The following is an 11946-nucleotide window of genomic DNA, read 5'->3' as shown; positions in this document are numbered from 1 at the left end:
AAATTATTCCTCCACTGCGTGGGTGATGAGCCAGCAGTTATGTATTTGTCGGTTGCGGGCGAAATCCTGCGACAGGGTCTTTTGTGTGATCTCGCGGGCGCGAAGCCCAAGCGCCGCCAGACCATCAAGATCCATACGGAAGCCGCGCTTATTATTAGAAAACATGATAGTGCCTCCCGGGCGCAGCAGCCGCTTCAAATCGCGCATTAGCTGAAGATGATCGCGCTGAACATCGAACGCCGACTCCATACGTTTCGAATTAGAAAACGTCGGCGGATCGATAAAAATAACGTCAAAACGCTCTTCGCTTTCCTGTAGCCAGCTCAGGCAGTCAGCCTGTAGTAGCCGGTGCGCGCGCCCCGTCAGGCCGTTCAGGCGCAGGTTACGCTCAGCCCATTCAAGATATGTGCGCGACATATCGACGGTGGTTGTGGTACGCGCACCACCAAGCCCCGCATGAACGCTGGCGCTACCGGTATAGGCGAAAAGATTCAGGAAGTCCTTCCCGGCACTCATTTCCCCCAACATACGGCGCGCAATGCGATGATCGAGGAATAGCCCGGTATCCAGGTAGTCCGTTAAGTTCACCCACAGGCGCGCATTGTATTCGTGTACTTCGATAAAATCGCCTTTCTCCGCCAGCTTTTGGTACTGGTTTTTGCCTTTCTGCCGCTCGCGGGTTTTTAACACCAGCCGATTTGGCGCAATATTAAGCGTCGCCAGCGTCGCAGCGATAATATCAAACAGGCGCTGACGGGCTTTTTGCGGATCGATGCTTTTTGGCGGGGCGTATTCCTGAATCACAACCCAGTCCGCGTAGCAGTCGACCGCCACGTTATATTCCGGCAGGTCGGCATCATACAATCTCCAGCAGTCTATTCCCTGTTGGCGCGCCCATTTATCCAGCTTTTTCTGATTTTTGCGCAGCCGGTTAGCGAAGTCTTCGGCCATATCCGCAGGCGCGGTGTCTCCAGCATGCTCGGCCAACTGGTAGTTCTTTTGAACGCAGTCCAGCGGGCCATTTTTAGCTTTAAACTGCCGCGACGCACGCAATTGTAAACAGCTAAGCAACTCGGGCGATGCGCTGAATAGCGAGAGATTCCAGCCGCCAAAGCGCGATTTTAGTATGCGCCCTAACACTGAATGCAGCGCAATCAGCGCCGGTTCGCTTTCCAAACGTTCGCCATAGGGAGGATTACTGACGATAGTGCCACAGGGACCGTCCGCAACCGGATTGCTCAGTTGAGTAGCATCTCCAACGTCGAAACGAATTAATTCCGCCATCCCCGCGCGGCGTGCGTTATTACGGGCGCGTTCAATCACAATCGCATCGCAGTCCCTCCCCCAAAAGCGCGAGGTATAAGCCTGAGCACCAAGGCGCGCCCGGCGCTGCGCTTCTGTGACTACGGTTTTCCAGGCATCTCTGTCATGCCCTTGCCAGCCGGAAAATCCCCAGCGCGTGCGTCGTAAACCCGGCGCGCGGTCGGTGGCTATCATGGCTGCTTCAATCAGCAGGGTGCCGGAACCGCACATGGGATCGATAAGCGGCGTTCCCGGCTGCCATCCGGAGCGCAGAATAATCGCCGCAGCCAGGTTTTCTTTTAAAGGCGCCATACCTGCCGCTTCCCGATAGCCGCGCTGATGAAGTCCGTCTCCACTGAGATCTAATGCAATACTGGCAACCTCTTTGTGCAGCCATACGTTAATGCGCACATCAGGTTCATCCCGGCTTACATTTGGACGCGGCAGATTTTTGCGGGTGAATGCGTCGACGATTGCATCCTTAACTTTCAGCGCACCGTATTGCGTATTGCGTATCTCATCGTTCATTCCGCTGAAATGGACAGCGAACGTTGCGCCCGGCGCCATCAGCGTTGTCCAGTCGATGGCCTGAACGCCCAAATAGAGGTCGAGATCGCTATAGACATTGCACTCTCCCAGCGGCAGCAAGATGCGCGATGCCAGTCGGCTCCACATCAGGCTACGGTACATGAGCAGCGCATCTCCCTGATAGCGGACGCCACCGGGCACAATCTGGCAATCGTGGGCACCCAGGCGTTCAAGTTCAGATTTGAGCAGTTCTTCAAGCCCGCGTGCCGTGCTGGCGAACAGAGAATTCATAGTGTCACTTCATCATTACGGAAAATTGCCGCGCATTATAGCTAATCCGCACCGCATGTCATAAAGTTGCCGTGTATTTCCTCTGATGGCGGTTTCGTGTTTACGCTAACCCGGCTGCAAATTTATCCTGTAAAATCTATGCGCGGCATCGGTCTTTCTCATGGGTGGGCCGATACCAGCGGCCTGAGCGGCTATCGTATTTTTATGCTTACGGAGCCAAATGGCACATTTATTACAGCGCGCCGTTACCCGATGCTATTGCTATTTACACCCGCGTGAGTGCCTGACGGCGTGATTGTGAATGCCCCTGACGGCTCCGCCATGCTGATACGCTATAGCGATTTTCTCCCCACGCCGGCACCGCCCCAGGTGTGGGGCGACTGCTTCAGCGCATTTATTGCGCCAGATAATGTCAATCGCTGGCTCAGCGGCTATTTTAACGGCGAAGTCCAACTACGCTGGGCCGGCGTCGACAAAACGCGCAGTGTAAAACAGTATTCTTACGTACCGCCGGGGGCGCTGGCAGTCTTCCTTACCTGATGGTCACCGACGCTTCTCTGCGCGATATTCAACGCCGCTGCCCGCCAGGCGTAGATAGCACTCAGCTGCGCGCTAATTTTACCATTGCCGGCGCTCAGCCCTGGGAAGAAGACACCTGGCGTCTGATACGTATTGGCAGCGTGGAATTTGTCGTGGCTAAGCCCTGCAGTCGCTGCATTCTTACTACGGTTCATCCTTACAGCGGAAAGCCTCACTCTGGTGGGGAACCTATGCCGACGCTGCGTAACTTTCGCAGCACCGCCAGCGGTGATATCCATGTGGGGCTCAACTTAGTCGCCCGGAGTTCGGGACTAATGCGCGTCGGCGATCGCGTTCACATTCTGAAAAGCGGCAATGCACCTTCCCATGGCGCAGGGAGTTCTGTAGCGAATCACTTTCCTCGTTCAGACAAAAATCAAAGGCAGGTTGTGCTGTTATGGGAGGGGAAAAACTCACGGGAAATAATCAGGAAATAGTATTGGATCAACTGGAACACCACGGCATTCCCGTATCCTGGTCGTGTCGTGCAGGCATATGCGGCAGCTGCCGCGTTCGTTTACTGGAAGGTCGCGTGACGCCGCTGCGTCAAAATGCCGTCAGCCAGGATGGTACTATTCTTAGCTGTAGCTGCATTCCTGCCGGCCCACTGCGCCTGAGCGCGGTTTAATGCTAAACGGCCGCGCGCGTCAGCAGCGGCTGAGGCATGGGTTTTAGGCGATCGTTCATAATTTTTATCGCTTCCCCTAACTGCATCATTCGCCCGGCCAGGCATAGTGAAGGCTGTGCCAGCAGGCAAAGCGACGCGCTGTCTCCGGCTTCAATCACCAGAAGGTTTACCTGTTCACCGGACTCGCTGAGCCATACGCTCACGGCATCACCCGGTACCGGCAAATGCCCTTTTTCACGGTGGGTAATAAAGTGCCAGCTTTTTGGCATTTGCGGTTTTAGAAAACGAATAGCGACCAACGCATTAAGCACCAATTCAGCTCGCTGCTCGCCGCTTAATTCAAATTCACGGGCGCATTCATCAAAAGAGAAATAACACGCTGCATCATCTACGCAAAAATCCGCTTCATTGAATGCATCCGGCGTCAGCATCTTACGCGAAAAACGAGAGCGGAATATCATACCATCAGCTAAATCCAGCATCATACGATCGTGCTCATCGTCAAAATACCAACGCCAGTTATCGTCCGGCTTAATCCGCATAATCTTTAACCCTATCGTTTCGTTACTAACGTATTAACGTCCATGCTACGCTTCGTTTTTATTGCCCCATTAAGAAAAGACTATAATGTCTAAATAAGCAACAATTACGCAAAATATAAAACAAGCAGGGCTAAAAATAAAGCCCTGCGCTGCACGCCTGGTGAAAGTTCAGATATTGCTAATAATTTCTTTAATTAAACCGGGTCCTTTGTAAATAAATCCGGAATAAATTTGCACAAGTGTAGCGCCTGCAGCGAGCTTCTCGCGTGCAGCAATTACGGAATCGATGCCGCCTACGCCAATTATTGGCAGGCGCCCTTTTAATTCTTTTGCCAGTAGCCGGATAATTTCACTACTTTTATGCTGCAATGGGCGGCCGCTTAATCCACCTGCTTCATTACAATATTTCATTCCCTGAACTAAACTTCGATCTAATGTCGTATTAGTTGCGATCACACCATCAATATTATGGCGAACTAAACTGTCTGCAACTTGGATCAATTCCTCTATTGAAAGATCCGGCGCGATCTTTACCGCGATCGGAACATATTTATAATGTCGCCTTTCAAGTTCCTGCTGCTTATTTTTTAAAGCTGAAAGCAATTCATCCAGCGCATCGCCATACTGCAGCGTGCGTAATCCTGGCGTATTCGGAGATGAAATATTAATCGCGATATAGCCCGCGTATGGGTAAACTTTATCCATACAAATCAGGTAGTCATCTTTACCCTGCTCAACCGGAGTATCTTTATTCTTCCCGATATTAATTCCCAGTATCCCGTCGAAATGCGCTTTTTTCACATTCTCAATAAGATTATCCACACCCGCATTATTAAAACCCATCCGGTTAATTAGCCCTTCAGCCTCTACCAGACGAAAAAGCCGCGGTTTGTCATTTCCCGGCTGCGCGCGTGGCGTTACCGTTCCCACTTCAATCGCACCAAACCCCATCGCGCCAAGCGCATCAATACATTCACCGTTTTTATCAAGCCCGGCGGCAAGCCCCAAAGGGTTTTTAAACGTTAAGCCCATACAGGTCACCGGGTTAGCGGGGACATTTTGACGGATCAAGCGCTCAAGAGGCGTACCTGTAATGCGATGTAATTGCTGGAAAGTTAATTCATGCGCACGCTCAGGGTTGAGCTGAAAGAGCGCTTTACGAACGAAAGGATAGTACATGGATGCTCCCTGGTTCCCGGTATATATCAGCCGGAGCAGTATTATTCAGGATCTCAGTCTGAAAAGAAATTCACTGACAACAAAAAATGGTATCCGTTCTCATTTCTATTCCGCTATATCGCGGCCAGCCGCAGCGCTAATTTGCCTGATGGCTACAGGTGCCACACCCGCCGCAGTCTCCTTCAACGCTATTTTTCTTTCTTCTGTTAACGTTAGATTTCCTGAAAGGAGCTTTTGCCGCTCCCCCATGCCTTCTCTCTCAAATTAGCAAAACCAACGAACAGTAAAGATGCCCTTGCACCCGACGAACAAAGGCGCGGTAAACAGCGTAATTATTTGATTTTATGGTGGAAATATTATAAATGAAGGTAAAAAGGGAAAGCGTTTAGCTTTCCCTTTTTGATGTTCACAAAGTCAACCTGCCGATATACCGCCGCGCGTAGCATCTTATTAATGCAGACGGAGTTTTTACATCAGGCCAGCGCTTTTGTGATTTTCTCGTACAGGTCGCCGGAAAGCTTATTCAGCGCCTTAAGCTGCTCCAGCGCCTCCCGCATCTTTTGCTGGCGCTTTTCATCGTAGCGTTTGAAGCGAATAAGCGGCTCGATCAGGCGTGAAGCTACCTGCGGGTTCCGCTGATTCAGATCGCTTAATATTTCAACCAGGAAAGCGTAGCCACTGCCATCAGCGGCATGAAACGCCGCTGGATTTCCGCTGACAAACGCGCCAATTAGCCCACGGATGCGATTTGGGTTATTCATTGAAAACGCGCGATGCTGCATCAGACTGCGAACATTGTGCAATACGTTCGGTGCCGGACTGGTGGCCTGCAGCGCAAACCACTTATCCATCACTAACCCATCCTGGTACCACTTATTATCAAACTCGGCCATTAGTGCATCACGGCAAGGCAGGCCGGCCGCGACGGACGCCGAAAGCGCGGCCAGCGCGTCGGTCATATTATCCGCCCGCCGATATTGAGCACTCACCAGGATATCTGCCTGCTCCGGCGCACTGAACGCCAGATAGCGCAGGCACACATTGCGCAGCGCGCGCTTACCAATATCAGCATGCTCAATACGGTACGTAGCCTGCGCCATAGCGTGATATATAGCCAGAAATTCATCTTCAAGCTCAGTCGCCAGCGCGCGCGTTAACGCTTCGTGCACCGCAGCTATCGCCGCAGGATCGATAATTGAAAACAGTTCGGCCATTTCATTCTGCGTTGGTAGCGTTAAGATCTCCGCTGCCAGCGCAGGATCAATATGTTCATCCAGCAGGATAGCCCGGAAAGCGTCGGCGACGTGCTGCGCCAGCGACAGCGGCTGGCCCTGCTGATGGCGGGCCACGTTCAATTTTATCCAGATAGCCAGCAGGCTTTGCGCCGCGTCCCAGCGGGAAAAGTCATTGCGCGCATGGCGCATCAGAAACGCCAGTTGACTATCGCTCCAGGCATACTCAAGCTTCACCGGTGCCGAAAACTCACGCAGCAGTGAGGGCACCGGCTGAAAATAAACATTATCAAACACAAAGGTTTGCTCTGCCTGGGTGACATTTAACACATGATGTACAGGATGTCCGTCGCGCTGCAGTGGGATCGCATTGCCATCGTTATCGTAAAGTTCAATGTCGAACGGGATATGCAGCGCTGTCTTTTCCTGGCCGTCTGCGGTCGCCGGAGTGTACTGGCTTATTGTCAGGCGATATTCTTCGGTTTCCGGATTATAGTCATCGCGTACGCTGACTACCGGCGTGCCAGACTGACTATACCAGCGGCGGAAATGCGATAAATCAACGTTCGACGCATCTTCCATCGCCTGAACGAAATCATCGCAGGTGGCTGCGCTACCGTCATGACGTTCGAAATAAAGATGCATCCCCTTCTGAAAATTAGCTTCTCCCAGCAGCGTGTGCAGCATCCGGATCACTTCGGACCCCTTTTCATACACGGTTAGCGTGTAGAAATTATTCATTTCGATGACTTTGTCCGGACGAATGGGGTGCGCCATTGGGCTGGCGTCTTCGGCAAACTGCATACCGCGCATAATCCGAACGTTTTGAATACGGTTCACCGCGCGCGATCCTAAATCAGAGCTAAATTCCTGATCGCGAAACACCGTTAGCCCTTCTTTCAGGCTAAGCTGAAACCAGTCCCGACAGGTAACCCGGTTGCCGGTCCAGTTATGAAAATATTCGTGCCCGATTACGCGCTCTATATCGAGATAGTCTTTATCCGTGGCCGTGGCCGCACGCGCCAGCACATACTTTGAATTAAATACGTTGAGACCTTTATTTTCCATCGCCCCCATATTGAAGAAGTCCACCGCAACTATCATATAAATGTCGAGGTCATACTCCAGCCCAAAGCGCTGTTCATCCCAGCGCATGGCGCTTTTTAAAGAGGCCATCGCCCAGTCAGCGCGATCGAGATTTCCGCGATCGACATAGAGTTCCAGCGCCACGTCACGACCAGAGCGCGTAGTGTAGGTATCACGCAGCACGTCAAAATCACCGGCGACCAGCGCGAATAAGTAGCTGGGCTTTGGAAAAGGATCCTGCCACTGAACCCAGTGTCGCCCATCGCTTAAATCACCCTGACTCAGGCGGTTGCCATTAGAAAGTAAGAAAGGATAGCGCTGTTTGTCCGCAATGATTTTAGTGGTAAAGCGCGCTAATACATCAGGGCGGTCCAGATACCAGGTAATATGGCGAAAACCCTCCGCTTCACACTGCGTACATAGCGCCTCACCAGACTGATAAAGTCCTTCCAGCGCGGTGTTGGCCGCAGGATTAATTTCATTAATGACGGTAAGCGTAAAGCGATCCGGTACATTGTTAATGACCAGCGCCCCTGCTTCTTGCTGGTAATCCTGCCATGGCGTGCCGTCTATTTTTAACGCCATCAGGGTTAATTGTTCTCCATCAAGGCGCAGCGCAGAGGCGTGATTCCCCTGGCGTTGAACCTGACTTACGGCAGTTACCGTGGTTTTTTCAGCATCCAACTCAAAAGTGAGATCGATATCGGTTATCGAGAATTCCGGCGCCTGATAATCGCGACGGTATTTGGCCTGTGGCTGTTGAGTCATAAAAACCTTCTGTAGCGTCCGTAAGTTATCGCGAACCAGTCTATTCCTGTTGCCGTAATGTTGCCAGAGTACAGCGGTGCAATGTTCGCTTTTCCCGGTAATTTGCTACATTAAATTAACAGCGGCACAAAATGCTCTCGCATCATAGCTGCGGTTGTGTTGTGATTCTGGTTCAATAAACGGATAATCAGGTTATACTCCTGCGTCTTTATCTACATAAGCACTGATGGAAACGCTCCTGTGAGAGGATGCTGTTACGCACCATGACACGATACGCTTCCCCAATACTGCAAACGCTGCTAGACACCGATGCCTATAAGCTTCATATGCAGCAGGCAGTTTTTCATCACTATTATGATGTCACCGTTACGGCGGAATTCCGCTGTCGCGGCGACGATCTGTTGGGCATTTATGCCGATGCCATCCGCGAGCAAGTAGACGCAATGCAGCATTTGGCGCTGAGCGACGTCGAATTTAACTGGCTATCCGCCCTGCCATTTTTTAAACCCGACTATTTGGCATGGCTGCGCAACTTTCGCTACGACCCTACCCAGGTCGATATTCGCAATCACAACGGTAAACTGGATATTCGCCTCAGTGGTCCATGGCGTGAAGTGATTATGTGGGAAGTTCCGCTGCTGGCAGTCATCAGCGAGCTGGTCCACCGCTACCGCTCTCCGGACGCATCGGTTTCTCAAGCGCTGAAACATCTGGAACACAAGCTTGACTCTTTGAAAGCGCTGACCGCAAATCTGGATATGCACCAGTTTAAAATTATGGATTTCGGTACCCGTCGCCGCTTTTCCCGCGAAGTTCAGCAGGCAATCGTTGAGCGTTTACAGCAGGAGACCTGGTTCACCGGCACCAGTAATTATGATTTAGCGCGCCGTTTGAATTTAACGCCGATGGGCACGCAGGCGCATGAATGGTTCCAGGCCCATCAGCAAATCAGCCCGGATCTCGCCAATAGCCAGCGTGCCGCATTACAGGCATGGCTGGAAGAATATCCCGACAGGTTGGGAATTGCGCTGACGGACTGCATTACGATGGATGCTTTTCTACGCGATTTTGGTCCGGAATATGCGACTCGCTATCAGGGATTACGCCACGACTCAGGCGATCCGGTACAGTGGGGTGAAAAAGCTATCGCACATTACGAAAAGCTGGGTATTGATCCGCTCACGAAAACGCTGGTTTTTTCTGATAATCTCGACTTTCCAAAAGCCGTCGAGCTATACCGCCATTTCGCACCGCGAATTCATTTAGGATTCGGCATTGGCACACGGCTGACTTGCGATATTCCGGGCGTAACGCCTTTGAATATTGTTATCAAACTTATCGAATGTAACGGTAAACCTGTGGCTAAGCTCTCCGATAGCCCTGGGAAAACCATTTGTGAAGACAAAGCTTTTGTGCGGGCACTGCGCAAAGCCTTCGATATACCTCAGGTAAAAAAAGCCAGCTAGTATCAGCAATACTCATCCCCGAGCGCGGGGCTTGTCACATTTCCCCGCGCTTTCAAAACCCAATACAGCACGCGTTTTGGCACCGTTTGCAGTCTATTGGCGAATACCAACGTCACGGCATATCCCACTTTTTCATTTAAAATATGATTTCTTCTATTACAGAGGCGAATTCTGCTTGTCTGACGCCCGCCACCAGGTAACATAGATACCCTCCGTTAGGAGGGTAATTTATCGTTATTGACCACATAAGAGAGAAAAATATGAGCGTTGTGCCTGTCGTTGACGTACTCCAGGGCCGCGTCGCACTTGATAGTGAAGTCACGGTGCGTGGATGGCTGCGGACGCGTAGAGATTCAAAAGCCGGTATCTCCTTCCTCGCCGTTTATGACGGCTCCTGCTTTGATCCCGTACAGGCCGTTGTCAATAATACCCTGCCGAATTACAGCGAAGAGGTCTTGCGCCTGACGACCGGATGCTCTGTCATCGTTACGGGCAACGTGGTCGCCTCCCCTGGTCAGGGCCAAAGCTTTGAAATCCAGGCAACGCGCGTTGAAGTTGCCGGTTGGGTTGAAGATCCTGATACATACCCGATGGCCGCCAAAAGACACAGTATCGAATACCTGCGTGAAGTAGCGCATTTGCGTCCACGCACCAATCTTATTGGGGCCGTCGCGCGGGTGCGCCATACTCTGGCTCAGGCATTACATCGTTTCTTTAATGAGCAGGGATTCTTTTGGGTATCTACTCCGCTCATTACCGCCTCTGATACTGAAGGCGCCGGAGAGATGTTTCGCGTATCGACACTGGATATGGAAAATCTGCCGCGTAACGATAGAGGCGACATTGATTTCGACAAAGATTTCTTTGGCAAAGAAGCTTTCCTGACGGTTTCCGGTCAGCTTAACGCGGAAACGTATGCCTGTGCACTATCAAAAGTTTATACTTTTGGCCCTACCTTTCGCGCAGAAAACTCCAATACCAGCCGCCATTTGGCTGAATTCTGGATGCTAGAACCGGAAGTGGCTTTTGCCGCGCTTGACGATGTCGCCGCACTGGCGGAATCTATGCTGAAATATGTGTTCAACGCCGTTTTGGAAGAGCGTATGGATGACATGCAGTTCTTCGCCGAACGCGTTGACAAAGATGCAGTTGAGCGCCTGAAACGCTTTGTAGCCGCTGACTTCGCGCAGGTTAACTACACCGATGCTATCAGCATCCTGGAAAACTGTGGGGAAACCTTTGAGAACCCGGTTTACTGGGGAGTGGATTTAGCATCGGAACATGAACGTTATTTAGCGGAAAAACACTTTAAAGCGCCGGTCGTGGTAAAAAATTATCCTAAGGATATCAAAGCGTTTTATATGCGCCTGAACGATGACGGCAAAACCGTTGCTGCCATGGACGTTCTTGCGCCGGGAATCGGTGAAATCATCGGCGGCTCCCAGCGTGAAGAACGTCTGGATGTGTTAGACAGCCGTATGGAAGCACTCGGTCTGAAAAAAGAAGACTACTGGTGGTATCGCGATCTGCGCCGCTATGGCACTGTGCCCCATTCTGGCTTTGGTCTGGGGTTTGAGCGCCTGGTTGCCTACGTTACCGGCGTGCAAAATGTGCGTGACGTTATCCCGTTTCCACGCACGACTCGCAGCGCCAGCTTCTAAGTGCAGTAAATCTTCGTTTAAGCCGGCCAAAAGCCGGCTTTTTTCAACCCGTAATTTCTTAATACAACCGGCTTAATCAGGCGTCGATAGATTATATATAGTTAAAAGTCTGTGCTGCACTGCTGTACCAGCGTTAGTCCTCGCAGTCGCGAGACAATACCATTTTTACCAACCCGCCATTTATACCAGCACGCAAGGCAAGGCAAGGCAAGGCAAGGCAAGGCAAGGCAAGGCAAGGCAAGGCAAGGCAAGGCAAGGCAAGGCAAGGCAAGGTGACACTAACCGAAACGACTTGCCAGCTAAAAAAGCAGGCATTTAGCTATATGTAATTCCCTCTCTCTGTCCATACATAACCCCCCTCGATATCTACTTACGGATGACAACCTGTCCAGAAAATTCTTTTTTGCAAGAGAAAATAAAAATATGACGTAACTAATTATGTCCAAATAAGAAACATTTTTAAAACAATAACCCTAATATACGCTCTTAAATGACAACAAAAAATTAGCACGATTAATCAAAAAAATGCGTATGGAGATTTTTTTTCAAAACATAATTTCATTTTTATAAAACAGGATGCATATCACATCCACGAATAAAGATAAGATATAAAAATCATCTAAATCAAATGATTACTGGTTAAGTTTGTATGCTATAGCCACACTTTTTGCAAATTTTGAGGTA

Annotated in this window: 6 protein-coding genes and 1 pseudogene; 3 read left to right on the top strand and 4 right to left on the bottom strand. The window is 50.7% G+C overall.

Going from position 1 to position 11946, the window contains the following annotated elements:
* Nucleotides 1-3 precede the first annotated feature (3 nt).
* Nucleotides 4-2121 carry a bifunctional 23S rRNA (guanine(2069)-N(7))-methyltransferase RlmK/23S rRNA (guanine(2445)-N(2))-methyltransferase RlmL gene (gene rlmKL / locus SFA31_RS12850; RefSeq protein WP_322838335.1) on the bottom strand — a complete coding sequence of 706 codons (2118 nt, stop codon included), beginning with the start codon at nt 2119-2121 and terminating at the stop codon, nt 4-6.
* 96 nt (nt 2122-2217) lie between these two features.
* Here rlmKL and SFA31_RS12845 point away from each other — a divergent pair.
* Nucleotides 2218-3328, top strand: a pseudogene (locus SFA31_RS12845) (YcbX family protein).
* A 2-nt stretch (nt 3329-3330) separates the two neighbouring features.
* Here SFA31_RS12845 and SFA31_RS12840 read toward each other — a convergent pair.
* The 3 genes from SFA31_RS12840 to pepN form a co-directional block, all read right to left on the bottom strand.
* Entirely contained in the window at nt 3331-3870 is a 540-nt protein-coding gene (locus SFA31_RS12840; RefSeq protein ID WP_322838334.1) for a cell division protein ZapC, read from the bottom strand.
* Nucleotides 3871-4038: 168 nt separating this feature from the next.
* A complete protein-coding gene (pyrD, locus tag SFA31_RS12835) occupies nt 4039-5049 on the bottom strand; it encodes a quinone-dependent dihydroorotate dehydrogenase (protein ID WP_322838333.1) in 1011 nt (336 codons plus the stop codon).
* A 473-nt stretch (nt 5050-5522) separates the two neighbouring features.
* Nucleotides 5523-8135: an aminopeptidase N gene (gene pepN / locus SFA31_RS12830; RefSeq protein ID WP_322838332.1), complete on the bottom strand. Its 2613-nt coding sequence runs from the start codon at nt 8133-8135 to the stop codon at nt 5523-5525.
* Nucleotides 8136-8398: 263 nt separating this feature from the next.
* Between pepN and pncB the strand changes: the two genes are divergently transcribed.
* Nucleotides 8399-9601 (top strand): nicotinate phosphoribosyltransferase, encoded by a 1203-nt coding sequence (pncB, locus tag SFA31_RS12825; protein WP_322838331.1) that lies wholly within the window; start codon nt 8399-8401, stop codon nt 9599-9601.
* Between the two features lie 260 nt (nt 9602-9861).
* On the top strand, nt 9862-11262 hold the full coding sequence (asnS, locus tag SFA31_RS12820) for an asparagine--tRNA ligase (RefSeq protein WP_322838330.1): 1401 nt from the start codon (nt 9862-9864) through the stop codon (nt 11260-11262).
* Nucleotides 11263-11946 lie beyond the last annotated feature (684 nt).

Origin of the sequence: Erwinia sp. HR93 (assembly GCF_034555055.1) — a bacterium.
In the GTDB taxonomy this organism is placed as follows: Bacteria; Pseudomonadota; Gammaproteobacteria; order Enterobacterales; family Enterobacteriaceae; genus Apirhabdus; species Apirhabdus apintestini.
Note: the sequence above shows the minus strand (reverse complement) of the source record. Positions and strands in the feature narration are given on the sequence as shown.

Bases quoted from the DNA above. Each gene is read 5' to 3' on its own strand.
- SFA31_RS12840 (WP_322838334.1), bottom strand. From the start codon at position 3,870: ATGCGGATTAAGCCGGACGATAACTGGCGTTGGTATTTTGACGATGAG.
- asnS (WP_322838330.1), top strand. From the start codon at position 9,862: ATGAGCGTTGTGCCTGTCGTTGACGTACTCCAGGGCCGCGTCGCACTT.
- pyrD (WP_322838333.1), bottom strand. From the start codon at position 5,049: ATGTACTATCCTTTCGTTCGTAAAGCGCTCTTTCAGCTCAACCCTGAG.
- rlmKL (WP_322838335.1), bottom strand. From the start codon at position 2,121: ATGAATTCTCTGTTCGCCAGCACGGCACGCGGGCTTGAAGAACTGCTC.
- pepN (WP_322838332.1), bottom strand. From the start codon at position 8,135: ATGACTCAACAGCCACAGGCCAAATACCGTCGCGATTATCAGGCGCCG.
- pncB (WP_322838331.1), top strand. From the start codon at position 8,399: ATGACACGATACGCTTCCCCAATACTGCAAACGCTGCTAGACACCGAT.